The sequence below is a fragment of the Embleya sp. NPDC055664 genome, from assembly GCF_053618075.1.
Map to the genome: position 1 here is coordinate 228,076 of NZ_JBSHGZ010000009.1, position 24,718 is coordinate 252,793.

The window sequence follows — 24,718 nt, forward strand, 5'->3', positions numbered from 1 at the left end:
CGGCGGTCCTGCCCGGCCTGTTGCACTTGCGGGGCGGCGTGGTCGGCCCCCCCCCCCCCCCCCCCCCCCCCGGGCCGCCCCCCCCCCCCCCCCCACGACTCCATCGTGTCCGGAGGCGGTCACACGGACCGGAACAGGCGCGTGGAGTCGGGCGTGGTCGCCACGACGCGGGACAACACCTCGCGCGTGGTCGCCACCTCCTCGGCACCGAGCCGTTCGGCCAGGCGGCGTTCGAAGTCGGCGTGGAACGCCCGGACCCGATCGAGCAGTTCCCGGCCCTGCGGGGACAGGTACAGCCGCTTGGCCCGACCGTCGGCCGGGTCGGGCCGCCGTTCCACGTATCCTGCCGCCACCATGTCGTCGACGATCTTCGCCGCCCCCTGCGCGGTGATCCCGAGCCGGTCGCCGAGTTGGCTCGTGGTGACCGCCGCCACGTCCAGGGTGCGCAGCACGAAGCCGTACGACGCGCCCACGACGGTCGCGCCGTTGGCGGTCAGGTGCGCGTGCAGTTCCTGGACGAACGACTCGTAGGCGTGCCCGAGCAACAATCCGAAATCCATTGACGGCCTCTCCCGCATATGTTCAACTCTGGTTACACACCTTGGTTGTCAACCCCGGTTGAACACTCAGGATGCTCACCATAGCCGTTGATATCACCCGGAGGAACCACCATGCCGCTCGTCAAAGCCGCCGACGCCCCCGTCTTCGACAACGACCACGCCACCTTCGTAGGGTTGGCCGCCCCCAGCCGGGGCTCCGGCGAGAACTCGGCCTGGCGGGTAATCCTCAAGCCCGGCGCGGCGGGTCCGCCACACGCCCTGTCCCGGGAGGAGATCTTCGTGGCGCTCTCCGGCCGGGCCGTCGTCACCATGGACGGCGACACCCTCGACCTCGGACCCGGCGACGCGCTGATCGTCCCGGCCGAGACGCTGTTCACCCTCGCCAATCCCGGCCCGGACCCGTTCGAGGCGGTGGCGATCCTCCCGGTCGGCGGCCTGGGCCTGCTCGCCGGCCAGGAGCCGTTCACCCCGCCGTGGGCCGCCTGACCCGCCGCGCGCACCCGCGCCTCACGCCGGCGGCACGAGCAGCGTGTCCACGATCCGGCGGACCCGGCCCGGCGCGTCCGCGTCGCCCAGGCGCAGCGCGGTGTTGGCCGCGGTGAGCACCGCGTCGATCTGGAACGCCGCCAGGTCCGCGTCGGGGTCCACGATCTCACCGGCCTCGACGGCCTGGCGCACCTCTCCGGCGAGCAGGGCCAACCAGCCGCGGTGGTGTTGCAGCAGTTCGTCCCGGATCGGGCCGGGCCGGCTGTCGAAGTCGGGGAGGTTGGCGGCCCAGAAGCAGCCGCCCGCAAACAGCGGCGTCTCGGCGTAGCCGATCCAGTGCTCGATCAGCGCCCGCAGTCGCGCGGCGCCGCGCGGGGCGGCGGAGGCGGGACGCACGACCGCGTCGAGGAAGGCGGCGTGCGCCCAGGCCGCGGCGGCGAGCTGCAACTTCTCCTTGGTGCCGAACAGGGTGGCGATGCCGCTCTTGCTCAGCCCCAGGTCACCGGCCAGGCGACCGATGCTGAGACCGTTCAGCCCCTCCATGGAGGCCACGTCGACGGCGTGCCGCGCGATCACCTGCCGAGCCCGAGCACCGCGCAACAGCCGCCGATCGGTCGTCCCGGACGCGACCGGATCCACCGGCTCCATCGGGTCGACACGATCGACCGGATCGTCGGCATCGACCGGATCCACCGGCTCGCGGGCCGACCCGGCTGCCGAATCGGGACGTGTCGGACTCATACCTCCATCGTCCCACGCGCCTTCCCGATCCATACGAACGCTCGTATGGGGAGGGATCCGCCCCGGTCGCCCGCCGACCGGGCGACCGGGGCGACCGCGCCCGGCCGCTCGGCGTCAGTGCTGCGTCAGCACACACACCGTGTCGAGGCCGAGCACGTGGTTGAGCCGGCCGAACGCCAGCCAGGAGCCGATCGCCATGCTCAGTTCGACGATCTCGGCCTGGCTGTACAGCGCGGACATCCGGGCCCAGAACTCGTCGTCCAGGTTGTGGTGGTCCTCCGCGTAACGCTCGGCGTACTCCGCGGCCAGCCGGGTGCGGTCGTCGAAGACCTCGGTGGTGCGCCATTGCGCGACCGCCTCGTCGAAGCCGTCCTCGACCTTCTCCCCGTCCCGTTCGGTGCGCCAGTCCAGGCAGAACACACAGCCGTTGATCTGCGCGATCCGCAACCGCGCGGCCTCGAACTCACGCAGTCCGAGCGTGCTGTGGTCGTAGACCTTCATCGAGAAGGTCGAGGCGGCGATGCCGATCTCCGGCACCATCTCGCCCCAGACGTAGGCGATCGGGTCCTTGTCCTCGGGGATGTCGATCCTCATGCGTGTTTCCTTCCCAGTTTGCCCACGGCCGGCCGAAGGGGAATGTCGAGTGCGTCGTAGAGCCCGGGTTCGGCGGCCACGAGCCAGTCGATGGCGCCCACCAGGCGCCCGACGGCGGTGGCGTTGCCGCCGGCGGATCGGTTCTCGCCCTCGTCCGTGGCCTCCACCGTGACCTCGATCCGCGGCCGGCCCTCGATCACCACGCGGTGCGCCCCGGCCCCGTCGGGCGGCGTCGGCCAGTCGGGCGCGCAGGACGGGTGGATCCGGGTGACGTGTTCGATGACGATGCGCGGTTCGCCCTCGACGATGCCCTGCACCTCGAACCGCACCGCGCCCTGTGTGCCCGCCGCGAACTCGCCCATCGTCGAGGTCCGCACCGTGCTCTCCAGCGCCCGACGGTCCATCGTCTCGCGGATCTCCTCCAGTTCCACCCCGAGCGCCCGGGCCATCAGCCGGATCTGCCCGCCCCACACCATGGTCGGCATCTCCGGCCACAACATCGGCGCGCCGTAGTCCATGGGTTGGCCCATGCCGACCAGGTTGCGGACCGAGTCCTCCTGGTCGTAGGTGGAGTAGTCGAAGATCTCCTGGCAGCGGATCGCGTCGACCGTGGTGCCCAATCCGCTGATCAGCAGCGGCAGTACGTCGTTGCCCCACCCCGGGTCGACGCCCGAGACGAACAACGAACCGCCGCCCGCCGCGATCGCCGCCAGCACCGGATCGCGCAGCTCCGCCGGGGCGTTGGTCGGATCGTAGAGCGCGTACAGGGCGGGCGTGACCACCACCGCGCCGGCCTCGATCGCCCGCACGATGTCGGCCAGCGCCTCGTCGGGGCGGATATCGCCCGACGCCGCGTACACCACTGCCCCCGGCCCGGCGGCCAGCACCGCGTCGATGTCGTCGGTCGCCGCGACCCCCAGCGTCCCGTCGAGTCCGGCGAGTTCGCCCGCGTCGCGGCCGACCTTGTCCGGGTTGTGCACGAGCACCGCCGCGAGGTCGAGCGCCGGGTGGGCCTCGACGGCTCGAATGGCCGCGCGACCGACGTTGCCGGTACCCCAGACAACCGTGGAAATCATGCGCTGGAGGGTAGCGACGGGTGCCGGCGGTTCCTAGGGCCATGCCCGGAAAACCTGACCGGTTGGGGCAGTTGCGCCACAACCGGGTCGATCGGCGGGCGTGGCGCGGGCTCGGGGCGACCGGTGTCCTGTCGCAATGAAGGCGGGCCGGCGGAACTCTGGGCTGTTGCGCCAAACGACTACGGTCCGCCCTCGAATGGCGGCCCATCTCAGGCCATACCGACGAATCGGGTATAGCTTCCTATACGGACCTGAAAAGATGGCAGGCGGAAGGAACGCGGCCGGAACCAGCAGGTCTCCCCCCTCCCACACACAGGAGAAAACGCCATGGGAAGCGAATCGACTGTCTCAAAGATCCTCGAAGGCCCCGAGTATGAAAACGTGAAGAAGCTGGCAGAGCAATCCATCGGCCATTCCCTGGATCGGATTCTGGAGCGACAGGGTCGCCCCGGGCAGGATCTCGAAGCCAGCACGTGTTTCAGCCTGCTCAGCGTCATCATCACAAGCTCCGCCGAGTAGTGATATATCACAAACTCTCGGCCTGCGGCACGAATTCCGTGCCCTACAGGAAGCCTTGAATCGCCCCGCCTTTACTTCGAGGGCGGGGCGTATCACCGAACGGTTCAGCCGGGCCCCAACGGGTGCCCCGGCTTTCTGTCGTATCGTCCCACTGCCGGCGCCCCGGGCCTGTCAACGGTCGGGCACTTGAGCCGGCGGGACGCGGTACCCGGGCGGGTCGGTACCTGCCGGGCCCTTCCGCCCGAACCCCGGACCAGGGAAAGAGCAGCCTGTGCCCGACCTACAGACCACCCAGCTCTACTGTCAGGCAGACCGACGCTACTACGAGGCCCTCTACCACTTGGCCGACGCGGGTACGCACTTCACGCTCCCCGAAGCTCCCAGCGGATGGCGCTGCTCGGCTCAGGGCATCTGGACCGTGCTCACCCCCCTCGATCATCAATCACCCGAGCAAGGGTGGAAAATCCACCTCGCCGCCGTCCCGGAAGAGGCTCGCAGCACGTTGGCCGCCGCCTCCGATATCTGCTTCGACGCTGGTGTGCCGTTCAAGTTCCTACGTAGCCCGGACATGCTACGGATCATGTCCGCGACACATACTCCGCGGTCCAGCAGTGGCAAATTCCTCACCATCTACCCGGCGGACGACGCCCAGTTCGGCAAGCTGGTCGAGGAGTTGTCCGCCGCGCTGGTGGGCAGGCGCGGTCCCTACATCCTCAGCGACCTGCGTATCGGCAGCAGCCCGGTGCACGTACGCTACGGCGCCTTCCGCCCTCGGTACCGTCCTGGGCCGGACGGCGTGCCGACTGCAGTACTGCGGGGGCCGTCCGGAGCATTCGAACACGACGAGCGACGGCCGGTATTTCGCATCCCGACCTGGGCGACGATTCCTGACGTGCTCGTGCCTCACATGGACGCTCGTGAGAACAACACAGAGTCCGGCCCGCCCTACGTGGTACGTGATGCCCTTCACTTCACCAATGCCGGCGGCGTCTACCTGGCCGACGATCCTCGCACCGGCGACCGCCTTGTCCTGCGCGAGGCTCGGCCGCACAGCGGGCTGGACCCATTTGGTGCAGACGCCCAGGAGCGGCTGCGCCGGGAGTACGCCACACTACGCCGCCTTGCTGGACTGCCGTGCGTCCCTCGGGTATTCGGACTGCACGAAATCTGGGGACATCTGTATCTGGCAGAAGAGTACGTAGAGGGCGAGACGCTGCTGCACGCGGTCATCGCTCGAAGCCCTCTGGTCCATGTCGGGCACACCCGACAGGATCTGGCCGACTACGTTGCATGGGTGGATGGTGTGGTGGGCAGCATCCGGAAGGCTCTCACTGCCGTACACGCCAACGGCATCGCGTTCGGGGATCTGCACCCCAGCAACGTCATCATCCGCCCGGACGGCTCGGCCGCCTTGATCGACTTCGAGTATGCCGCAGCCCTTGATGAACCGGCCGCCCCACGCCCTGGCGCAACCGGCTTCACCCCGCCTGCCCACCTCACTGGCGCCGAGGCCGACCTGCACACGCTGGGGATGCTCAGGCTCTGGATGCTGATGCCGATGACCGAGCTGCGGGAGCGGCATCCAGGCAAAGCCACCACCATGGTGCGACTGGTCATCGACCGGTACCCGTTTCCCGCCGAAGAACCAATGCCCGCCCCCGACGTTGACGAGAACGTCGTACGAGCCTTGTTCGGCATTCCCGACCATGACGCGGGTTGGCTGGACGGCCTCGCCGCCCACCCGGACTGGCCGGCGCTGCGTCGGGCCCTGACAGCCGGTGTACTCTCCGCCGCGACCCCCGAACGCACCGACCGGCTGTTCCCGGGCTCCCCCGAGATGTTCACGTATGGCGGGCACACGCTGGCGCACGGCGCCGCGGGTGTACTGGGCGCCCTCCACCGAATCGGCGAACCAGTCCCGGAGACATACACCGATTGGTTGCTCACGGCGGCACGGAGCGCCGACGCGAACGCCGGCGGGGGGCTCTTCCACGGCCTGCACGGCGCCGCCTCCGTGCTGGCGGACCTCGGCCGCCGCGAGGAAGCCCTCGAACTGGCCGACCGTGCCGCCGAACCGCCTCCATCGGCGAGGGGACTTGCCACCGGAGCGGCCGGGGTGGGGCTCGTCCACCTCAAACTGGGCAACCTCACAGCGGCACTTCGCATCGGTGCGCGCCTGGCCGACGAGCCGGCAGACCCACCGGACGAGGCCGGACTGCTCCTCGGCATGAGCGGCCCGGCACTCCTGCATCTCGCGCTCCACCAAGCCACGGGCGACACCCAATGGCTCCGCGCTTCCCGCGCCGCCCTTGCCCAAGACATGTCACGATGCGTGACCCGACCGGACGGAACCGTCCAGGTGCAGCGGTCGGGCAATCGCTACCTCGTCTACCTGGGTATGGGCAGCGCCGGTATCGCCACGGTTGCCCACGCCTACCTCGCGGCGGCCGACGAGGACGACCCCGAAATCACCGCCTTTGTCGCCGGTACCCGGCTGGCCTGCACGAACTTGTTCGTCCGGGAAGCAGGCCTGCTGCAAGGGCGGGCCGGGCTGGCGGCCGCACTCGCCGCGCTCGGCGCACCACGCGCTGCGGTCACCGCCCAGGCCGCCCGGTTGGCCTGGCACGGCATCCACGACTCGGGCAAACTCCTGATCCCCGGCGCCCACATGTTGCGGTTCTCCGCTGATCTGGCCACCGGCGCCGCCGGTGTCCTGCTGGCCCTGCACGCCGCGCTGACCGACGCCCCGGTCTCCCTGTTGTCCCTGCTCGCTTCGGACTGAAGGGGCGCCGTCGAATCGCTGCTGGTCAGACTTCACTGCATGGAGCCGGCGATGTGAACCGTTCCGGATGGTTCGGAACGACTGGGATTGGCTCACCAGCAGCGGGACAGGTCACGCGGGCTCGGGCCGACCGGGTGGCGACGCCGGCGTCGCCACATGCGGAACTTACGGAATGTGACGGTCTTTTCACGCGTAGTATGTACCGCGTGGTTGGTGAATGCGGGTCCGTGCCGTTGCGAATCGTGATCGTCGACGATCATCCGCTGTTCCGCGCCGGCCTGCGGGCGGCCCTGGAGAGCGCCGGTGACATCGTCGTGATCGCCGAGGTGGAGACCGCCGCCGCGGTGATCCCGGCGGTCGCCGAACATCGGCCCGACCTGGTCGTGATGGACCTCAACCTGCCCGACGGTTCGGGCATCGAGGCCACCCGCGCCCTGGTCGCCGACACGCCGGTGCCGGTCCTGGTGCTGACCATGTCCGACGACGACGGCAGCCTGCTCGCCGCGATACGCGCGGGCGCCGGGGGCTATCTGGTCAAGGGCGCCGCCCGGGACGAGGTGCTGCACGCCGTGCGCACCGTCGCCGCCGGCGGCGCTGTCTTCGGCGCGCAGACCGTACCCCGGCTGACCGCACTGCTCGCGGGCACCGCAGGGCGTGGCGGCGAGCGGGTCTTCCCCGAGCTGACCGACCGCGAGTGCGAGGTGCTCGACCTGCTCGCCCGCGGCCTGGACAACCGCCGCATCGCGCGCCGGCTCTTCCTCGCCGAGAAGACCGTGCGCAACCACATCACCCACATCTTCGAAAAGCTGCACGTGAGCACCCGCGCCGAGGCGGTGGCCCGGGCCCGCGACGTCGGTCTGGGCGCCGACCACCCCACCGAACCCTGAATCGGCGCCCGCCAAGGCCGCTCCCCGCTCACCCGGCCCCCGGTGTCCCGACCCACCTCGGGACCGCCTCGGGACCGGTGCCTCCCGCGCCCGGGACCACGGGAGCCGCACGCTGGGACCGGCGAACGCAGATGGCACCCACGCGTCGGATCCGCCGGGGACGCCCCGGCTCCACTCGTCCGCGACGTCCCCCGCCGACGTCCCGTGAGGAGGCCACATGCCCATCACCGCGCTGGAGCAACGGGCGGGACCCGCCCGGGTCTACGGGGCGGGCGCCGTCAGCCTGCTGAGCTGCCTGGTCGCCCTGGTCCTGCTGATCACCCACCTCGACGACCCGCGCCTGGCCCCCAACCCCGGCCTGACCGGTGTGTTCGTCCTGCTCGGCTGCGGCTTCGCGCTGTCCGGCCTGTTCGTGCTCGCCCGTCGCTCCGCGCCCGGTCTGGGCCGCCTGCTGCTCTATACCGGAGTCGCGGTCACCGTCGGCTACGCGGTCCTGCTCGGCGCGGTGTTCGCCGACGCCGGTCCGGGGTGGTCCGCCTTCGCCATCGTGCTGTGGCTGATCGCCGACACCGTGTACTTGTTCACCATGTACGCGCTGCCCCTGTGGCTCCCCGACGGCCGACTGCCACGCTCCCGCGTCGTGCGGGTCTGGGTCGCGCTGGTCGTGGTGTGGAGCGCGGTACACGCCTACCGCGACTACGCCGGCTTCGACTGGTACGGGCTGCCCGGCTTCCTGGACCAGGGCGTGTGGGCCGACGCGGAACGGTGGCTGAACGATTGGGTCACCCCGCACCAGGATCTGATCCCGCCCCTGGTCATCGCCGTGAGCCTGACCATCATGACGGTGCGCTGGGTGCGCTCCCCCGGCCCGCACGCGGTGCGCTTCCTGCCGCTGCTGCCCTACGTGTTCTGGCTCGCCGTGGAATTCCTCGGCTACCACCTCGAACTCTCGGACTCGATCTACAACTTCCTGATCTACGGGGGCATCGTCGTGTGGCAGCTCTCCTTCGCGTACGCCTTCGCCCGGGACCGACGCCGACATCTGGACCGCTCCGTCTCCCGGGCGTTGGCCGCGTTCGCGCTGGCCGCGGTGCTCATGGGCGGATACCTGGCGATCGCCGTGCAACTGTCCGACCGCCTGCCCGGCGCCGACAGCTCCGGCGCCATCGTGGTGGCCGGCGGCGCGCTCGTCATCGGTGCGCTGCTGCGCCCGACCGTCGGCTGGGGCGCGCGCCTGGTCGATCGCTTCTACTACGGCGAACGCGCCAAGCCCTACCAGGTGGTCCGCGACCTGGCCGAACAGCTCAGTCGCGCGGTCGCTCCCGGCGCGGCCCCCGAGTTGTTGTGCCGCACCGTCGTACACACCCTCGGCCTGCCCGGTGCGAGCGTCGTCGTCGACACCCGGCGCGGCGAACGCGAACTCGCCCGGCTGGGCACTCTCCCCGAGGACTGCACCGAATTCCCGCTCGCCTACGAGGGGGCCGTCATCGGCCGGTTGTCCGTACCGCCACGCGTCGGCCAGACCACGCTCGACCGGCAGGACATGGACCTGCTGCGTTTCCTCGCCGACCAGGCCGCCCCCGCCATCGCGTCGCTACGCCTGTACGAGGAGTTGCAGGAGAGCCGCGAGCGCATCGTGCTCGCCCGCGAGGAGGCCCGCCGCCGGTTGCGGCACGACCTGCACGACGGCCTCGGCCCCGCGCTGTCCGGCACCCGCCTCCAGGTCGACACCGCCCGAGCCTGCGTACCTCCCGACACCCCCGCCGCCGGCACCCTCGTGATCGCCTCGCAGGGGATCGGCGAGGCGATCACCGAACTGCGCCGGATCACCGACGGACTCGCCCCCGCCGCGCTGCTGCGCCTGGGCCTGGCCGGCGCGCTCCGCGACGCCGCACACCGCCTGGACACCGGCCGCGACGGGCACCCCCGGATCGAGATCACCTTCGACCCCGACCCGCCGCCGGAACTGGCCCCCGCCGTCGAGGTCGCGGTCTACCGGATCTGCGGCGAGGCACTGAACAACGTGGTGCGGCACGCCCGCGCCCGACGCGCCGCGCTCGCGGTCCGGATCAGCGAGACCCGGGTCACCGTCGAGATCACCGACGACGGTGTGGGCCTGCCTCCCGACCCGGCCGGCCCCGATGCCGCGGGTGGTGGGGTGGGGTTGCGCTCGATGGCCGATCGGGCCGAGGAGCTGGGCGGCACCTTCACCGCGACCCGGGACGAATACGGCACCACCGTGCGTGCGGTGATCCCGCGCCCCGGCCCACACACCCGGGACATGCCCCGGACCGGGCCGGGACCGTGATCACATGCGCCCGGGACGGCGCTGCGTGAGAGTGGAGGAGCGGTCGCAGAACAGGAGCACCGCATCCCCACCCAACTACTACGGAGGACGACATGTCGCACCATTCCCACCCGAAGGGCGAACAGCCATCCGAGCCGAATGGGATCGACAAGGGTGCCTCGTGCACTCCGCCGAACCCGAAGTGCTTCGTGCTGCCCGACCCGAGCGAACCGGACAAGCCGGGTGGTGAACACCCGTCGAAGCCGGGGAAACCGGGGAAACCGGGGAAACCGGGCAAGCCACACCGGCCGTCGGCACCGGGCAGTTCGCCCACCTCCGACCCGGGCCACCGCTACCCACCGTAGGCCCGGCACACCAGCGGAGCGCCCATCGTCGCGGATCCCGATCCACCCGGTCGGTGACATCGGGATCCGGACGTCGGGAAACAGTCGAACAGCGAGAATCTCGCCCCCATCGCGTCCGGCGATGGGGGCGAGATCATGTGGACATCCGGCGCACCGAACCGGCCGACGCCTCGAAGGCTCGGGCCGGGCCCGGCTTCGCAAGCCGATACCCGGCCCGGACGGGGCACCCCCGTCGACGCGCCGGATGCCCCGTCGTCAGGACGCCGACCGTCGATCGAGCAGGGTCGTGTCGTGGCGGCCCGCACAAAAGTCCGGGTCGTCGAGCACGTCGGCAAGCAGCCCGGCCGTGGTGTGCACGCCCGGTCCCTCCACCCTCAATTCGCCCAGCGCCCGGCGCATCCGGGCCAGCGCCTGATCCCGGTCCTGCCCCCACGTGACCACCTTGGCCAGCAGCGAGTCGTACTCCGGGCGGGCCTGCGCCCCCGGGAACGCGTGCGTGTCGACCCGGACGAACGGCCCGCCCGGCGCCCGGAATCCGGTCAGCGTGCCGGGGCACGGCGCGAAGTCGCGCGCCGGGTCCTCGGCGTTGATCCGACACTCCACCGAGGCCCCGCGCCGCTCCACCCGATCCTGGTCGAAGCCCAGCGGTTCCCCGGCGGCGATGCGCAGCTGCTCGCGGACGATGTCGATCCCGGTGACCATCTCGGTCACCGGATGTTCCACCTGGATCCGCGAGTTCACCTCGATGAACGCCGCCTCCGCGCCACGCACCAAAAACTCGAAGGTGCCGGCGCCGCGATACCCCGCGGCCCGGCACCCGGCCACCGCGTAGCCGGCCAGGCGATCGGCCAGGCCGGCGGGCAACTCCGGAGCCGGCGACTCCTCGACCAGCTTTTGATGTCGGCGCTGCACCGAACAGTCACGCTCGCCGAGATGCACCACGTTGCCGTGCCCGTCGGCCAGAACCTGGATCTCGATGTGCCGGGCGCCGTACAGGTATTGCTCCATATATACGCGGTTGTCGCCGAACGCCGCCTGAGCCGCGGCGCGGGTGGCCCGAAACGTGGGCAGCAGCGCGCCGGCGTCGCGCACCACCGCCATCCCCCGCCCGCCCCCGCCCGCGACCGCCTTGACGATCAGCGGGTAGCCGATCCGCCGCGCCACCTCGGCCGCCTCGTCGGCGGTGCCCACCGGCTCGCGCGAGCCCGGCACCACCGGCAGCCCGGCGTCGGCCATCATTTGCCGAGCGGTGGACTTGTCGCCGAGGCGGGCCATCACCTCGGCCGCCGGGCCGACGAAGACCAGCCCGTTCTCCGCGCAGATCGTGGCGAAGTCCGGGTCCTCGGACAGGAATCCGTATCCGGGATGCACGGCCTGCGCCCCGGTCAGCCGGGCCGCCTCGATCACCGCCGGAGCGTAGAGATAGCTTCGGCGCGGATCGGCCGGGCCGATGTTGATCCGCCGGTCGGCGGCCCGCGCCGCGGCCGAATCCGCGTCCACCCCCGAGTGCACCACCACGCTGGTGATGCCCAGGTCCCGGCAGGTGCGCACCACGCGCAGCGCGATCTCGCCGCGGTTGGCGATCAATACGGTGTCGAACACGGTGGTTCACCCCTGCCCGTCGCAGTCGAGTTCGAAGAGCGGCTCGTCGTAGCCGACCCCGTCGCCGTTCTTGACCAGTACGGCGGTGACCCGACCGGCGCGGTCCGCCTCGATCGGGTTCATCAGCTTCATCGCCTCGATGATGGCCACCTGTTGCCCCGCCTCGACGAGGTCGCCGACCGCGACGAACGGCGGCGCGCCGGGTTCGGGCGCGGCGTAGAAGGTGCCGACCAGCGGGGCGCGGACGAGGTGTCCCTCGCTCGCCGCCGGCTCTCGCTGCGCCTCGACCGGCGCGGGCGGGACCGCCTCGGGTGCGGGCGGCGGGGCGACCGCGGCCGACCAGGTCAGCTCGATGCTCTCCCCTCCGGACCGCACCACGACGTGCGTGGGCGGTCGCGAGGCATCGTGCAACACCCGGTCGAGCGCGGCGTGCAGTGCGGCCAGGGTGGCCGCCGGGCCTTGGTGGTCGGCGCCGGTCATGCCGATTCCTCCTCGTCGGTGTCCTCGAAGCGCGCCCGGTCCGAACCGGTCGCGGTCGGCCCGGGCAGTCCGAAGCCGCGCAGTCGCCGCCGCCGTCGGCGCACCCGTTCGGCCGGATCGAGCACGGCGAGTTCGTCCAGCGTGCCCAGCACCGCGTCTCGCAGGATCAGGCTCGCGGCGGCCGGATCGGCCTGCGCACCGCCCTCGGGCTCGGGCACCACCCCGTCCACCACGCCCAGTTCGAGCAGCGACCGGGCGTCGAGACCCAACGCGCGGGCCGCCGCCGGGCTCTCCTCCCGGGTCTTCCACAGGATCGCCGCGCAACCCTCGGGGCTGATCACCGAGTAGAGCGCGTTCGCGCCGATCAACACCCGATCGGCGACGCCGAGCGCCAGCGCCCCGCCGCTGCCGCCCTCCCCGGTGACCACCGCCACCACGGGCACCCGCAGCCCGGTGAACACCCGCAGGCAGTCCGCGATCGCCCCGGCCTGGCCCTGCTGCTCCGCCTCGATCCCCGGATGCGCCCCGGGGGTGTCGATCAGCGTCACGAGCGGCACGCCGATCTTCTCGGCGAGCCGGGCCAGCCGGATCGCCTTGCGGTAGCCGGCGGGCGAGGCCATCGCGAAATTGGCCCGCACCAGTTCGGCGGTGGTGTGCCCCTTCTGGTGGCCGAGCACCACCACGGACCGGCTCTCCACCGTGCCGAGGCCACCGACGATCGCCGGGCAGTCCGCGCCCGCCCGATCGCCGTGCAGTTCGACGAAGGTGTCCATCCAGTACGCGAGGTGGTCGCGCGTGGTCGGCCGCCGCAGGTCCCGGGCCGCCGCGACCACCTCCGGCGCGGACCGCACGGCGAGCCGCGCGGGATCGCGCACCACCGTCGCCGGTGCGGGACGCGGCAGTTCCGCGACCCGATCGTCCCGACCGGCGCGCGGCGGCCCGGTGCGGTCGAGGTGTCCGCGCGCCGAGGCCAGCAGGACCGCGAGCGTACGGCGCAGTTCGCCGCGCGGGTGCACCGCGTCCACCAGGCCGTGCCGCAGCAGGAACTCGGCCGTCTGGAAGCCGTCCGGAAGCCGCTGCCCGATGGTCTGTTCGATCACGCGCGGGCCGGCGAACCCCATCCGCGCCCCCGGCTCGCACACCACCACGTCGGCGAGAGTGGCGAACGAGGCGGCCACCCCGCCGTAGGTCGGATCGGCGATCACCGTGACGGTGAGGATGCCGGCCTCGTCGAGCGCCGCCATCGCCGCCGCGGTCTTGGCCATCTGCATCAGCGCCAGCGCGCCCTCCTGCATCCGCGCCCCGCCCGACGAGGTGACCAGGACCAGCGGCGCCCGCCGGGCCAGCGCGACCTCGGCGGCCATCGCCACCGCCTCCCCGGCGGCTACGCCCAGACTGCCGCCCATGAAGGCGAAGTCCATCGCGGCGACCACCACCGGATACCCGAACACCGTGCCGGCCGCCACCCGCACCGCGTCCGCGTGCCCCGTGGCCGCGCGGGCGGCGGACAACCGGTCCGGATACGGCTTCAGATCGGCGAACGAGAGCGGGTCGTGCACCGTCTCGGCGGCGGTCAACGGCCGGGCGCTGCCCGGATCGAGCAGCGCGTCCAGGCGCCGTGCCGCACTCAGCGGCGCGTGCGTCCCACAACTCGGACACACCCCGTCGGCCCGCTCGAACCGTTTGCGGTACACGAGCGCCCGACAGCGCGGACAGGCCAGCCAGTCCGTGACCGGCGCCCCGGCGGGATCGGCGGGATCGGAGGTTTTCGCGTTCATCGAGATCTCCCGGTGCTGGGTTCGGCGGACGGTCGGCTCGGCGGCCTCATCCCGGCCACACGGGCGAGACCGCCGGGTGCACGGGCGAGGTCGCGGGCTGCACGGGCGCGGACCGCTGCCCGGTGACCCGGCCCCGGGTGCGCCCACGCCGGCGGTGCTCGACGGGCGGCGCGCCGCGGGTCCAGGTACCGAGCGCCATCTCGGCGGTGATCCCCGGGCCGAATCCGGCCACGATGCCGCGCCCGCCGACACTCGGCTCACCCTCGGCGAACAGCCGGTCGAGCGCGTCGAACACCACCGCGCTGGCGATGTTCCCGTACTCGGTGAGCGTGGCCCGGCTGTGCCGGAACGCGTGTTTGTCGACGCCGAGGAATCGGCTCAGGTCGTCCAGGATGCGCGGGCCGCCGGCGTGCACGACGTAGAAGTCCAACGCCGAGGCGTCCCACGTGTGTCGGCTCACCAGATCGGCGATCACCGGCGCCAGCGGCTCCATCGTGCCCGGCACCCGCTTGTCCAACCGGAAGTGGAAACCGGTCTCCTTGACGGCGTACGAGATCCAGTCCTGGGTGTGCGGGATCAGGTAGGAGGCGTTGCGTTCCAGGCGAACCCCCGTACCACCCGAACCGCGCACCACCGCCGCCGCCACCGCGTCGCCGAACAACCCGTCGGACAGCAGCGAGCCGATGTCGTCGTCGCCGGGCTGGTAGCACAGCGAGCAGAACTCGCAGGCCACGATCAGCACGTTGGCGTCGGGATAGGCGGTGGAGAAGTCGTGCGCCCGATTGATCGCCGCGCCACCGGCGGCACACCCGAGCTGGGCGATCGGCAACTGGCGCGTGTCCGAGCGCATGCCCAGTGCCTCGACCAGCCAGGCGGTCATCGAGGGCATGGTGAAGCCGGTGCACGAGACGTAGATCAGCAGATCGATGTCCCGCACGCCCAACTCCGCGTTGGCCAGCGCCTGATAGACCACGGGCGGCACCCGGCGCTTGGCCTCCCGCTCGTAGACGAGGTTGCGCGCCTCGAAACCCGGGTGCCGCAGGGTCTGTTCGAGCGGTTGCACGAGGTGTCGCCTGCGGACACCGGTGTTGCCGATCAGCCGCAGCGCCAGCGGCAGCCGCGGGTTGTCGGCATGCAGCCGGCGGGCGATGTCGATCGACTCGTCCAGCGTGACGATGTTCTCGGGGACGGCCACGGCGGGCCGGCACAGAGTACTCACGGGGTGCCTCTCTCTATCGTTCGGAACTGCGGGGCGATGTGTCCACAACCCTCGGTGCGCCCGGGTCCCGTTCACCTGAGGCCGAAGTCCCGTCCCGAGTCCCGGAACACCTCGGGACCGAACGAGGCGGTCGCACCCCTTGGAACACCCGCCGCGCCTCCCCGGACGCACACGAAGAGGACCGCACGCGCGGGGCGTGCGGTCCTTTGTGGGTATCGGTGCGGTCGGCCCGCCTACCCGGCGGTTTCCAGTCGGCGCTGCGCCGGGACCCGGGCGGGCCCGTCGACGGGCGATCCTTCCGGGTCCGGCCGGTGCGGTGCCTCGACGGCACCGTCGGGCAGCAGCGCGCCGGTGTCCTCGAAGATCACCACCCCGTTGCACAGCAGGCTCCAGCCCTGCTCGGGGTGGCTGGTGACGACGTGGGCCGCGAGGTGGTCGGGGGCCGATGCGGTGGGACAGGTGGGAATGTGCCAGCACATGATCCTGGTCCTTCCGAGGGATGCTACGGGTGCCGAGGGCGGGAGCGGGTCGTCGAGCTCCCGCGTGATCGTGTCGCCTTGGTAAGTCATGCACCTACCGTGCGCCCGGCGGTGTCCCGAGCGAATGAGCCTGCGGCCCTCCGCCGGCCCGGCCGTGTCCCGCCCGGACCGGGGCCGCCGGCCGCGGGCCGGGTGGGCAGGCGCGGCGGTCACTGCTCGCCCAGCACCATCCACGTGTCCGTCGAGGCCGGGCGTCGGAAACCCGCCTTGGCGTACACCCCGTGCGCGTCGGCGGTGGCGAGCATGATCCGGCGCAGCCCGTCCGGCGCCAACTCGTCCCGGACGGCGATCGTGAGCGCCGTGCCCAGACCCTTGCCGCGCACCGTCGGATCGATGTAGACGTCGCAGAGCCAGCCGAAGGTGGCCCGGTCGGTGATCACCCGGGCGTAGCCGACCTGGGCGCCGGAAACGACGTCGTACACCCCGAAGTTGAGCGAGCCGGCGATCGCCCGTTCCAGCTTCTCGCGCGGCCGGCCGAGCGCCCAGTAGGCGTCCTCGGACAACCATCGGTGGATCGTCGCCACGTCGAGCCGCGTCGGATCGGTGGACACCTCGTAGCCCTCGGGGAAGTGACTGTTCATCCCCGGATCCAACCAGCCCCGCCGCCGTCGAACCACCGGATATCCGGGCCCGGGGCGGCAGTTCGGCAACGCCGGGCACCACGCCCGGAGTACCGGTGTCCGGGTCTCCCGGGTGCCCGGCCCGGCTTCCGCGTGGTTTCGGCGGCAGGCTCGAAGCGCGGGGATCAGGGCGCGGGGATCAGGGCTTCCGCGTGGGCCCGAAGGGTGGGCCTGCCGTCGGGCCCGGGCGCGACCAGGCGCAGCCGGAGCAGGTAGCCTCGGCCGGGGCCGGGGGTGTCGCTGCGCAGGGTGCCGGTGACGCAGTCGAAGGTCGCGGCGTCGGTGTGGTGCACGAAGAAGGCCGGGCCGGCGACGCCGGCCAGCAGCTCGATGGCGTCGGCGAGGAGGCGGGGGCTGCGGGGGCGGGCGTGCTCGACGTCGACGGCGAGGATGCCGCCCGGCAGGAGCGTGGTCCCGCGCAACCGCCAGGGCGAACCGGGCAGGTCACAGGCCACCCGCAGGCGCGGCACCAGGTCCGTCGCGGGATCCGGCTCGACCCAGTCCGGGCGGGTGGTCTGTTCGGCCAACTCGCGCACCGCGTCCCCGGGCGCCTCATCGCCCGACACGCCGAAGAAATCGTCCATGAAAGTCACTGTATGTCCACATGTCGTAACCGGCTCGCCCGAAACCTTCCTCCGGACCCCGATCGTGGCGTTCGGGATCGCCGACTAGCCGGTTTCGCCGGACCGGGCCCCGGTCCGGCCGCCGGCCTCCAGGGCCAGCAGAGCGGACTTCCGGGCCGGGCCGCCGGCGTAGCCGCCGAGGGTGCCGTCGGCCCGCAGCACCCGGTGGCAGGGCAGCACGATCGGCAGCGGGTTGGTCGCACACGCCGTGCCCACCGCGCGGACCGCGCCGGGGTTGCCGACCAGGCGCGCCACCCGCGCGTAGCTCCAGGTGTCCCCGTACTCGATCTCGGCGAGCCGGCGCTGCACCAGCCGCCGGAATCCCCGGGACAGCGCAAGGTCGAGCGGCAGGTCGAAGCGCGTCCGGGTGCCGGCGAAGTACTCGTCGAGTTCGCGGGCCGCGCGGTCCAGGCGGGCCGGCGCGCGCAACACGCGCGGACCGAGCCGGCCGGCCAGCGTGTCCAGGACCAGGTCGTGGTCCTCACTCTCGAAGGCGACCCGGACCAGGCCGGTCCCGGTGGCGGCCAGCAGGAGCGATCCGACGGGGGTGTCCACGCTGGTGTAGGCCACGTCCACGAGCCCATCCCGACTCGCGGCGGCCACCAGCCGCTCGTGCAGCCGATCGAGGGTGTCCGGGCCCGAAACGGCGCGGGCGCGGAGGGCGGAGGTGTCCGGGTCGTCGGTGCGAGTGTCGATCACGGTGCTACTCCTTCGGGGTGGGTGCGGACAGCGCGGCGCGGAGCGCCCCGATCCCGTCGGACGCGGCGCGACGGATGGCCGCCGGGGTACCGCCGACGATCTCGGCGATGGCCGCGTAGGGCAGGCCCGCGAAGTGGTGGTAGGCCACCGCTCGGCGCTGCTTGGGCGGTAGTGCCTTGACCGCGTCCCACAACTCGTGGTCGACCGCGCCGGGCACGCCGATGGTCGACGGCCGCTCGGGCAGGTCGTCGGTGACCACCGCGTGCCGTCGCCGGGCGCGGGTGATGTCGATGGCCTTGCGGTGCGCGATGGTCACCAGCCAGGCCTGCACGTTGGCGTCCTCGGGCAGGTCGGGGTAGGCGCGCAGGGCGGCGAGGAAGGTCTCCGACCAGGCGTCCTCGGCGTCGTGCACGCCCACGATCGCCCGGCAGACCCGAAGGACGGTGTCCCCGTGTTCGTCGACGACCCGTTCGAAAGGTTGCTTCATCTCCCCGATCCCGTACGGCGTCGCTCCCGTGCCCGGTGGGCGCTCAGAACAGCCGGGCCGCCTTCGACGCGTCGGACTCCTCCAGATCCAGCAGCGTACGTTTGCGGGCGAGGCCGCCCGCGAAGCCCGTGAGCTTGCCGTCGCTGCCCACCACCCGGTGACAGGCGACGATGATGGAGATCGGATTGTGCCCGACGGCCTGGCCGACCGACTGGGCCAGCGCCTTGTTGCCCAGCCGCTCGGCGAGTGCTCCGTAGGTCGTGGTCTCGCCGAACGGGATCTCCCGCAACATCGCCCACACCTGCTCCTGGAACGGGTCGCCGTGGGTGGCCGTCGGCACGTCGAACGAGGTGCGCTCGCCGGCCAGATACTCGACCAGTTGGGCCGCGGTCCGGGCCAGGAGCGGGTCGTCGTGGTGGTCGACCCGGCGGCCCAGGCTCTCCTCGGGCGGCAGGTACCAGTGCCCCGGAAAGTAGAGCCCGACGACCGCGTCGTCCGCGGCCACCACGGTCAGTGCGCCCAGGGAGGTGTCCACGAGCGCGTGGCGGGTGTCCATGATGCCGGTCTCCTCTGCGATGTACGGCTGCCGCGTGCGGCCCGCGGCCCTGTGTCGGTATGTGCTGGTGTGTGTCGGACCGTGTCGACTCGGTATCGACTCCGTATCGGGTAGACGCGTGGGCGCGGCCGAATGTGAGGTCCCGGGTCGATCTCGTCGAACTCGGCACCCGTCGGAGCGGGCATCAACCGAGTGGAACTCGGTACCCCCCGGAACGGGCATCAACCAGGTGGAACCCGGTACCCCCGGAGCGGGTATGAGCGGGGTGGATGCCCTCTAGAGGTGAGTGCCATGTCGTCCCCACACAGTGAAGTCGGTCTCGGGGTCCTGGTCGGTCACGACGGTTCGGCCGCGGCCGAACACGCGGTGCACTGGGCGGCGCGGGACGCCGCCGCGCGCCGGGTGCCGCTGTACATCGTCACCGCGGTGCCCGTCGGCGGGCTCGGCCATCAGCATCGTGCCGAGGTCCGCGAGCGCGCCCACGCGCTGATCGACACGGCCGCGGCGCGGATCCGCGCGGACTTTCCCGCGTTGGCCGTGGAGACCTCGGTCCGCGAGGGCGACAGCGCCGAGTCGTTGCTCGCCGCGAGTGCCCGGTGCGACACCGTCGTGGTCGGCAGTCGTGGACACGGCGGCTTCACCGGGCTGCTCCTGGGCTCGGTGTCGTTGCGGGTGTGCGCGCACAGCAGTTGTCCGGTGGTCGTCGTACACACCCCGGCGGCCGTGGACGCGCGCGGCGTCGTGGTCGGCGTCGGCGGCCCCGAGGACGGCCCCGCCGCGGACTTCGCGGCCGACCACGCGCGACGCCTCGGCGGCGGACTGCGCGCCGTGCACTCGTGGGCGCTCCCGGTCACCGGCCTGGCGCCGAGCCTGGTGTTGCCGAACATGATCGACGTGGAGGCGGTCCGGGCGGAGCGCATCAGGATGGTGGACAACGCGCTCGGCAGGATCCGTACCGCGGATCCCGAACTGCCCGTGGACACCGTGGTGATGAACGGAACGGCGGGCCGCGACCTGGTCGACGCCTCGATCGACAGCGCCCTCGTGGTGGTCGCCGCGCACCGCAGGCGCGGCCACCTGCCGATGCGGCTCGGCCCGACCACGCACGCCGTCCTGCACCACGCGCGGTGTCCGGTGGGCGTGGTGCCCATCCACTGACCGCGTCGGCGCCCGGCCCACGCGCAACGGCCGTCCCCCGCGCCGCGGGAGATCGAACCGGGCTGCGGGGAACGGCCGTCGACGAAAGCGGCCGGCGACTAGCGAGACGCCGCGTACACGCTTTCCGCGAAGGCGGCTATCTGCTCGTCCGTCAGGTGCCGGGCCAGATCCGCCTCGCTGATCATGCCGACCAGGCGCTTGTGATCGATCACCGGCAGTCGCCGAATCCGGTGTTCCTGCATCTCGTGCAACACCTCGCCGATGTCCGCCTCGGCGTCGATCCAGCGCGGTGTGCCCTCGCACAGGTCGCCCGCCGTCACCTTGGCCGGATCGTGGCCGAGGGCAACACACTTGGTGACGATGTCGCGATCGGTGATGATGCCGCACAGTCGTTCGTTCGCATCGGCGACCGGCAACGAGCCCACGTCGAGCCGAAGCATCAACTGGGCCGCCCGGTCCAACGTCTCCGTCCGCGGAATCCACTGCGCGCCCTCGTGCATGATGTCCCTGGCCATGGTCATGATGTGTACCTCTCCGGAAATCCGCCGCCGACGGCGGCGGCCGAAACCGCGCGGCGAAGCCCGCACACGCTCTTTTCATCGTCTCCGCCGCACTCCTCGTCGGCCACTCGGGTGTGTGCGCGTATCCGTTGCGTATGGATCACGCGCCGGCACCACACCCGTCCCGTGCCTCGGGGCGATGCTCGACGGAGCACCGAGCCGAACGGCGAAGGAGATTGTCATGGTGTCCTCCGGGTCCGTCCCCCGGGAGCGGCTCGACGAGTTGCGCAGCGCGGTCGAGTCGACCCACCGGACCCTCGGGGTGTTGCGCTGGCGTACCACGCGCCTCTCCCCGGCTACCCCAGAGGACCGTCTCGTCGACGAACTGGCCGTGCTGTCCCGGGCGTTGTATACGCTGCTCGCCGCCGCCGAGGCGGTCGCCCCCGCTCCGGAGCCGCCGCGGGCCCGCCCCGGGTCCCCCGGTCCGCGGGCGGTCCGGGGCTGACGCGGGGCACGATCGGCACTACTGCGTGGCGACGACGATGCAGCGGTGCAGTTCCTCGACCGCTTCCGGGGCGCCCACGACCGTCACCGGGCTCGTCGCGTCGGCCTCCTCCCGGTTCCAGAGCCGGCGCAGCACCGCCGCCGACGGCCCGCTCACGGTCACGTCCGCCGGGCCGGTGCCGGCGCCGTCCTCGACGCGGAACAGGCCCGGTCCGGTGGATACCCGCCAGGCCGTCTCGTCGGCGCGCACGAGGTAGGTGCGACCCGGCGATTCGGCCAGGACACCGGTGAAGTAGTCGCCCCACTCGGCGACGCCGTACGCCACGAACACTTTCAGCAACTCGTCGACGCCGTCCACCGCGAGGTCGGTGGGGATCTCGGCGATCGGCTCCCCGGCGGCGAGTTCGGCGTCGATCCGGTGGATCACCGTCTCCTGCGCCATCCGCCGGATCCAGAAGCCGACGGTCGGGTCCGGGGCGTACCAGGATCCGGCCGGATCCTTCGGGCCGTGGGTGGCGAACTCGTGTCGCAGGTCGGCGTACGCGCGGTCGAGCAGCGCGATCGGGTCCTCCTTCGCCAACTCCCGCGGCGGCCACGGGTCGGGTTCGGCGCCCTCGCGGATGGCCTGCGTCTTGTGCAGGTACACCTCGCCGACATGGCGGGTCAGGTCGGCCACGGTCCAGCCCGGGCAGGTCGGCACACCGGCCGTGGGGTCCATCGCCGACACGGCCCGGAGGCGGGCGAAGTCGGCCGCGAGACAGTCGAGTAGTCGGGAGAATTCCATGCCCACAGTTCAGCACAACCCCCCACCCCGACGCGCCCGTTCGAGATCGGCGCCCCGAGCGCGTTCGAGCCGGTTCGGTCCGGCCCGTCTGCCCGCGGGCTCAGGGCGGGGACCCCTCGGGGTGGTGGGCGCCGGTGGACGCCGCCAGGGTCAGGACCATGGTCAGACCGCCGCCCGGGGTGTCCTCGGCGGTGAGCGTGCCGGCCATCGCCTCGGCGAAGCCCCGGGCGACGGCGAGTCCCAGACCCACCCCACGACTTCGGTGCGCGTCGCCGTGCCGGGCGAAAGCCTCGAAGACCCGCGCCTTCGCCTCGTCGGGCAGACCGGGGCCGCGATCGACCACCCGCAGCACGATCCGGTCCTCGACCTGCTCGGCGGCCACCTCCACGGGCGTGTCCGGCGGGGTGTGCAGCACGGCGTTCGCCACCAGGTTCGCCACCACCCGCTCGAACAGCTCCGGATCGGCCCGCACGGTCGGCAACGTCTCCGGGACGCACACCCGCACCGCGCCGTGCGTGGCCCGGATCACCGCGCCCGGCACCACCTCGTCCAGCGCGATGTCGACGGGCAGCGGTTCGATGGTGCCCATCCGCAACCGGCTCATGTCGAGCAGGTTGCCGATCAGTCGGTCCAGGCGGTCGGCGCCGGCCTCGATGGTGGCCAGCAGCTCGGCCCGGTCCGCGCGCGCCCAGGCGACCTCCTCCGCCCGCAGCCCCGACGATCCGGACTTGATCGCCACCAGCGGCGCCCGCAGGTCCCTTGCGACGGTGGCGAACAGGGCGGTGTCCACGCTGTGCCGCTCGCCGAGCAGGCGTGCCTCCTCGGCCTCGGCGCGCAGCGCCCGCCACTCCAGCACCAGCGCGGCCTGCGCGGCGAACGCGCCGAGCACCCGGCGGGTGTCGGCGGGCAGCGTACGCCCGGACAGGACCAGTGCGAGCGAGTCGTCGATCGGGACCTCCACGTCGGCGGCGTCCGGCCGGGTGGGCGGGTCGGCGCCGACCGCGCCGACGCTCGTCCACACACCACGCGGCCCCTCTCGGCGCAGCAGCGCGACCGACTCCATCCCGAACGTCGTGCGCACCCGTTCCAGCAGTGCGGGCAGCGCCCGTTCGCCGCGCAGCACGCTGCCGGCGAGGAAGCCGAGCGTCTCCGCCTCGCGCTGCCCGCGCGCGGCCTGCTGGGTGCGCCGCGCGGCACGGTCCACCACCGACGCGACGGCCGGTGCCATCACCACGAACACCGCGAAGGCGAACACGTTGCCCGGTGCGACGATGTCGAGGGTGTCCAGCGGCGGGGTGAAGTAGTAGTCGACCATCGTCGAGGCGAGCACCGCGGTGGTCACCGCCTGCCACAACCCGCCGAACAGGGCCACCACCAGGGTCAGGAGCAGGAACAGGAGCATGTCCACGGGCAGGGTCGCGGTGCCCCGGGTCGGCATCAGCGCGGCGGTCAGTGCGGGCGGCCCCAACAGCGCGGTCACCCAGCCGGCGATCGCCCGCCCGCGCGGCACGGTCGAGCGGCGCGGCCGATCCGGCCGGCCCCGGCCGGCGTGTTCGTGGGTGACCAGTTGGGTGACGATGTCGCCGGCCCGGGCGGCGACGCCGGCGCCCACGCCGGGACCGAAGAAGTACTCCAGGCGGGTGCGCCGACTGCACCCGAGCACGATCCGGGTGGCGTCGACCCCTCGGGCGAAGTCGAGGAGGGCCCCGGCCACGTCGTCCCCGACCACGGAGTGGAAGGTGCCGCCGAGCGAGTCGACCAGGCGCCGCTGGCGGGCGAGTTCCATCGGCGAGGACTCGGACAGGGCCTCGCTGCGGCTCACGTGCACCGCGAGCAGTTCCCCGCCCGGACCGCGGCCGGCGATCCGGGCGGCCCGGCGGATCAGCGTGTCGCCCTCCGGGCCGCCGGTGAGGGCGACCACGATCCGCTCCCGGATCGGCCGGCTCGTCTCCATGCCGTGCTCGTCGCGGTAGGCGCGCAGATACTCGTCGACCCGATCGGCCACCCACAGCAGGGCCAGCTCGCGCAGCGCGGTCAGGTTGCCGACCCGGAAGTAGTTGGCGAGGGCTGCGTCGATCTTGTCCGGCGTGTACACGTCGCCGTGTTCGAGTCGGTGGCGCAGCGCCTCCGGTGCCATGTCCACCAGTTCGATCTGGTCGGCGCGGCGCACCACGCCGTCGGGCACGGTCTCTCGCTGCGGGACACCGGTGATGGACTCGACCACGTCGTTGAGCGATTCGAGGTGTTGCACGTTGATCGTGGAGATCACGTCGATCCCCGCGTCCAGAAGTACGTCGATGTCCTGCCAACGTTTCTCGTGGCGCGAGCCGGGGACGTTGGTGTGCGCGAGTTCGTCGACCAGGGCCAGTCGCGGCCGGCGGGCGAGCACCGCGTCGACGTCCATCTCGGCGAACGAGCCGTCCCGGTAGGAAAGTTGCCTGCGCGGCACGATTTCGAGGCCGGCCAGCATCGCCTCGGTCTGCGGCCGGTGATGGCATTCGACCACCGCGACCACGACATCGGTGCCCCGGTCGAGGCGGCGGCGCGCCTCGTCGAGCATCGCGTAGGTCTTGCCGACCCCGGGCGCGGCGCCGAGATAGACGCGCAGTGTGCCGCGTCGAGAGATCTGCATCCGGGTCGGTGCACCCCCGATTTCCGTTGCTCGGCCGTCCGGGTATCCGTTGCTCGATCGTCCGCGCGGCGAAACCGGCTCGGCCACGGCTCTGCCTCTCGCCGTAGACGCGGCCGACGAGTCCCAAGTTCCTCGATCGCCCACCACTCGGACGAGTCTTGACACACCTTTGGCGGCTCCGCGGCCGACCTTGTCGCATTCTTGACGCGGGTCGACGGGTCGACGGGTCGACGGGTCGAC

General features: G+C 72.0%; 24 protein-coding genes. 7 read left to right on the forward strand and 17 right to left on the reverse strand.

Annotated features, from left to right (window positions below):
• Positions 1 to 119: 119 nt before the first annotated feature.
• Positions 120 to 560 (reverse strand): MarR family winged helix-turn-helix transcriptional regulator, encoded by a 441-nt coding sequence (locus tag ACWGR4_RS18560; protein ID WP_380011516.1) that lies wholly within the window; start codon positions 558 to 560, stop codon positions 120 to 122.
• Positions 561 to 671: 111 nt separating this feature from the next.
• Here ACWGR4_RS18560 and ACWGR4_RS18565 point away from each other — a divergent pair, with 111 nt between their 5' ends.
• The gene (locus ACWGR4_RS18565; RefSeq protein ID WP_380011519.1) at positions 672 to 1,046 is read left to right on the forward strand and encodes a cupin domain-containing protein; all 375 of its coding nucleotides are present in this window, start codon (positions 672 to 674) and stop codon (positions 1,044 to 1,046) included.
• A 21-nt stretch (positions 1,047 to 1,067) separates the two neighbouring features.
• On the opposite strand, the gene ACWGR4_RS18570 is transcribed toward ACWGR4_RS18565, so the two are convergent.
• From ACWGR4_RS18570 to ACWGR4_RS18580, 3 genes are all read right to left on the reverse strand, one after another.
• On the reverse strand, positions 1,068 to 1,787 hold the full coding sequence (locus tag ACWGR4_RS18570) for a TetR/AcrR family transcriptional regulator (RefSeq protein ID WP_452133673.1): 720 nt from the start codon (positions 1,785 to 1,787) through the stop codon (positions 1,068 to 1,070).
• A gap of 114 nt (positions 1,788 to 1,901) precedes the next feature.
• A complete protein-coding gene (locus ACWGR4_RS18575; RefSeq protein ID WP_380011525.1) occupies positions 1,902 to 2,381 on the reverse strand; it encodes a carboxymuconolactone decarboxylase family protein in 480 nt (159 codons plus the stop codon).
• The gene (locus ACWGR4_RS18580; protein ID WP_452133915.1) at positions 2,378 to 3,457 is read right to left on the reverse strand and encodes an NAD(P)H-dependent amine dehydrogenase family protein; all 1,080 of its coding nucleotides are present in this window, start codon (positions 3,455 to 3,457) and stop codon (positions 2,378 to 2,380) included. Before ACWGR4_RS18580 ends, ACWGR4_RS18575 begins: the two co-directional genes overlap by 4 nt.
• Positions 3,458 to 3,784: 327 nt before the next feature.
• Between ACWGR4_RS18580 and ACWGR4_RS18585 the strand changes: the two genes are divergently transcribed.
• The 4 genes from ACWGR4_RS18585 to ACWGR4_RS18600 all read left to right on the forward strand — a co-directional run bounded on the left by ACWGR4_RS18585 (position 3,785) and on the right by ACWGR4_RS18600 (position 9,953).
• Complete coding sequence (locus ACWGR4_RS18585) at positions 3,785 to 3,976, forward strand: hypothetical protein (protein ID WP_452133914.1); 192 nt, start codon at positions 3,785 to 3,787, stop codon at positions 3,974 to 3,976.
• Positions 3,977 to 4,247: 271 nt separating this feature from the next.
• Entirely contained in the window at positions 4,248 to 6,758 is a 2,511-nt protein-coding gene (gene lanKC / locus ACWGR4_RS18590) for a class III lanthionine synthetase LanKC (protein ID WP_452133913.1), read from the forward strand.
• A gap of 233 nt (positions 6,759 to 6,991) precedes the next feature.
• Entirely contained in the window at positions 6,992 to 7,645 is a 654-nt protein-coding gene (locus ACWGR4_RS18595) for a response regulator (protein WP_380011966.1), read from the forward strand.
• 217 nt (positions 7,646 to 7,862) lie between these two features.
• On the forward strand, positions 7,863 to 9,953 hold the full coding sequence (locus ACWGR4_RS18600) for a GAF domain-containing sensor histidine kinase (RefSeq protein ID WP_452133912.1): 2,091 nt from the start codon (positions 7,863 to 7,865) through the stop codon (positions 9,951 to 9,953).
• A gap of 599 nt (positions 9,954 to 10,552) precedes the next feature.
• Here ACWGR4_RS18600 and ACWGR4_RS18605 read toward each other — a convergent pair.
• The 10 genes from ACWGR4_RS18605 to ACWGR4_RS18650 all read right to left on the reverse strand — a co-directional run bounded on the left by ACWGR4_RS18605 (position 10,553) and on the right by ACWGR4_RS18650 (position 18,900).
• Complete coding sequence (locus tag ACWGR4_RS18605; RefSeq protein WP_452133264.1) at positions 10,553 to 11,899, reverse strand: acetyl-CoA carboxylase biotin carboxylase subunit; 1,347 nt, start codon at positions 11,897 to 11,899, stop codon at positions 10,553 to 10,555.
• Between the two features lie 6 nt (positions 11,900 to 11,905).
• Entirely contained in the window at positions 11,906 to 12,379 is a 474-nt protein-coding gene (accB, locus tag ACWGR4_RS18610) for an acetyl-CoA carboxylase biotin carboxyl carrier protein (RefSeq protein WP_380011543.1), read from the reverse strand.
• The gene (locus tag ACWGR4_RS18615; protein ID WP_452133263.1) at positions 12,376 to 14,157 is read right to left on the reverse strand and encodes a carboxyl transferase domain-containing protein; all 1,782 of its coding nucleotides are present in this window, start codon (positions 14,155 to 14,157) and stop codon (positions 12,376 to 12,378) included. The genes accB and ACWGR4_RS18615 overlap by 4 nt, the downstream gene beginning before the upstream one ends.
• Before the next feature lie 46 nt (positions 14,158 to 14,203).
• Entirely contained in the window at positions 14,204 to 15,376 is a 1,173-nt protein-coding gene (locus ACWGR4_RS18620) for a type III polyketide synthase (protein ID WP_452133262.1), read from the reverse strand.
• Positions 15,377 to 15,609: 233 nt separating this feature from the next.
• Complete coding sequence (locus ACWGR4_RS18625; RefSeq protein ID WP_452133261.1) at positions 15,610 to 15,855, reverse strand: DUF5999 family protein; 246 nt, start codon at positions 15,853 to 15,855, stop codon at positions 15,610 to 15,612.
• Positions 15,856 to 16,064: 209 nt separating this feature from the next.
• Positions 16,065 to 16,496, reverse strand: a complete 432-nt coding sequence (locus ACWGR4_RS18630) for a GNAT family N-acetyltransferase (protein ID WP_380039072.1) — start codon at positions 16,494 to 16,496, stop codon at positions 16,065 to 16,067.
• A gap of 164 nt (positions 16,497 to 16,660) precedes the next feature.
• Positions 16,661 to 17,119, reverse strand: coding sequence for a hypothetical protein (locus ACWGR4_RS18635; protein ID WP_452133260.1), 459 nt, complete (start codon positions 17,117 to 17,119; stop codon positions 16,661 to 16,663).
• 84 nt (positions 17,120 to 17,203) lie between these two features.
• Complete coding sequence (locus ACWGR4_RS18640; RefSeq protein WP_452133259.1) at positions 17,204 to 17,857, reverse strand: methylated-DNA--[protein]-cysteine S-methyltransferase; 654 nt, start codon at positions 17,855 to 17,857, stop codon at positions 17,204 to 17,206.
• A 4-nt stretch (positions 17,858 to 17,861) separates the two neighbouring features.
• Positions 17,862 to 18,344, reverse strand: a complete 483-nt coding sequence (locus ACWGR4_RS18645) for an RNA polymerase sigma factor (protein WP_380011561.1) — start codon at positions 18,342 to 18,344, stop codon at positions 17,862 to 17,864.
• Positions 18,345 to 18,387: 43 nt separating this feature from the next.
• The gene (locus ACWGR4_RS18650) at positions 18,388 to 18,900 is read right to left on the reverse strand and encodes a methylated-DNA--[protein]-cysteine S-methyltransferase (protein WP_452133258.1); all 513 of its coding nucleotides are present in this window, start codon (positions 18,898 to 18,900) and stop codon (positions 18,388 to 18,390) included.
• 291 nt (positions 18,901 to 19,191) lie between these two features.
• Here ACWGR4_RS18650 and ACWGR4_RS18655 point away from each other — a divergent pair, with 291 nt between their 5' ends.
• A complete protein-coding gene (locus tag ACWGR4_RS18655; RefSeq protein WP_452133257.1) occupies positions 19,192 to 20,058 on the forward strand; it encodes a universal stress protein in 867 nt (288 codons plus the stop codon).
• A gap of 98 nt (positions 20,059 to 20,156) precedes the next feature.
• Here the strand turns inward: ACWGR4_RS18655 and ACWGR4_RS18660 are convergent, their stop codons facing one another.
• A complete protein-coding gene (locus tag ACWGR4_RS18660; RefSeq protein ID WP_380011570.1) occupies positions 20,157 to 20,579 on the reverse strand; it encodes a CBS domain-containing protein in 423 nt (140 codons plus the stop codon).
• Positions 20,580 to 20,799: 220 nt separating this feature from the next.
• On the opposite strand from ACWGR4_RS18660, the gene ACWGR4_RS18665 reads away from it, so the two are divergent.
• The gene (locus tag ACWGR4_RS18665) at positions 20,800 to 21,063 is read left to right on the forward strand and encodes a hypothetical protein (protein ID WP_452133256.1); all 264 of its coding nucleotides are present in this window, start codon (positions 20,800 to 20,802) and stop codon (positions 21,061 to 21,063) included.
• Positions 21,064 to 21,081: 18 nt separating this feature from the next.
• Here ACWGR4_RS18665 and ACWGR4_RS18670 read toward each other — a convergent pair whose 3' ends face one another.
• The gene (locus tag ACWGR4_RS18670) at positions 21,082 to 21,846 is read right to left on the reverse strand and encodes a maleylpyruvate isomerase family mycothiol-dependent enzyme (protein ID WP_380011576.1); all 765 of its coding nucleotides are present in this window, start codon (positions 21,844 to 21,846) and stop codon (positions 21,082 to 21,084) included.
• 100 nt (positions 21,847 to 21,946) lie between these two features.
• Positions 21,947 to 24,478 carry an ATP-binding protein gene (locus ACWGR4_RS18675; RefSeq protein WP_452133255.1) on the reverse strand — a complete coding sequence of 844 codons (2,532 nt, stop codon included), beginning with the start codon at positions 24,476 to 24,478 and terminating at the stop codon, positions 21,947 to 21,949.
• Positions 24,479 to 24,718 lie beyond the last annotated feature (240 nt).

Coding starts and splice junctions, on each gene's coding strand:
- ACWGR4_RS18560 (WP_380011516.1), bottom strand. CDS start 560: ATGGATTTCGGATTGTTGCTCGGGCACGCCTACGAGTCGTTCGTCCAG.
- ACWGR4_RS18565 (WP_380011519.1), top strand. CDS start 672: ATGCCGCTCGTCAAAGCCGCCGACGCCCCCGTCTTCGACAACGACCAC.
- ACWGR4_RS18570 (WP_452133673.1), bottom strand. CDS start 1,787: ATGAGTCCGACACGTCCCGATTCGGCAGCCGGGTCGGCCCGCGAGCCG.
- ACWGR4_RS18575 (WP_380011525.1), bottom strand. CDS start 2,381: ATGAGGATCGACATCCCCGAGGACAAGGACCCGATCGCCTACGTCTGG.
- ACWGR4_RS18580 (WP_452133915.1), bottom strand. CDS start 3,457: ATGATTTCCACGGTTGTCTGGGGTACCGGCAACGTCGGTCGCGCGGCC.
- ACWGR4_RS18585 (WP_452133914.1), top strand. CDS start 3,785: ATGGGAAGCGAATCGACTGTCTCAAAGATCCTCGAAGGCCCCGAGTAT.
- ACWGR4_RS18600 (WP_452133912.1), top strand. CDS start 7,863: ATGCCCATCACCGCGCTGGAGCAACGGGCGGGACCCGCCCGGGTCTAC.
- accB (WP_380011543.1), bottom strand. CDS start 12,379: ATGACCGGCGCCGACCACCAAGGCCCGGCGGCCACCCTGGCCGCACTG.
- ACWGR4_RS18615 (WP_452133263.1), bottom strand. CDS start 14,157: ATGAACGCGAAAACCTCCGATCCCGCCGATCCCGCCGGGGCGCCGGTC.
- ACWGR4_RS18625 (WP_452133261.1), bottom strand. CDS start 15,855: ATGTGCTGGCACATTCCCACCTGTCCCACCGCATCGGCCCCCGACCAC.
- ACWGR4_RS18630 (WP_380039072.1), bottom strand. CDS start 16,496: ATGAACAGTCACTTCCCCGAGGGCTACGAGGTGTCCACCGATCCGACG.
- ACWGR4_RS18635 (WP_452133260.1), bottom strand. CDS start 17,119: ATGGACGATTTCTTCGGCGTGTCGGGCGATGAGGCGCCCGGGGACGCG.
- ACWGR4_RS18645 (WP_380011561.1), bottom strand. CDS start 18,344: ATGAAGCAACCTTTCGAACGGGTCGTCGACGAACACGGGGACACCGTC.
- ACWGR4_RS18650 (WP_452133258.1), bottom strand. CDS start 18,900: ATGGACACCCGCCACGCGCTCGTGGACACCTCCCTGGGCGCACTGACC.
- ACWGR4_RS18655 (WP_452133257.1), top strand. CDS start 19,192: ATGTCGTCCCCACACAGTGAAGTCGGTCTCGGGGTCCTGGTCGGTCAC.
- ACWGR4_RS18660 (WP_380011570.1), bottom strand. CDS start 20,579: ATGACCATGGCCAGGGACATCATGCACGAGGGCGCGCAGTGGATTCCG.
- ACWGR4_RS18665 (WP_452133256.1), top strand. CDS start 20,800: ATGGTGTCCTCCGGGTCCGTCCCCCGGGAGCGGCTCGACGAGTTGCGC.
- ACWGR4_RS18670 (WP_380011576.1), bottom strand. CDS start 21,846: ATGGAATTCTCCCGACTACTCGACTGTCTCGCGGCCGACTTCGCCCGC.
- ACWGR4_RS18675 (WP_452133255.1), bottom strand. CDS start 24,478: ATGCAGATCTCTCGACGCGGCACACTGCGCGTCTATCTCGGCGCCGCG.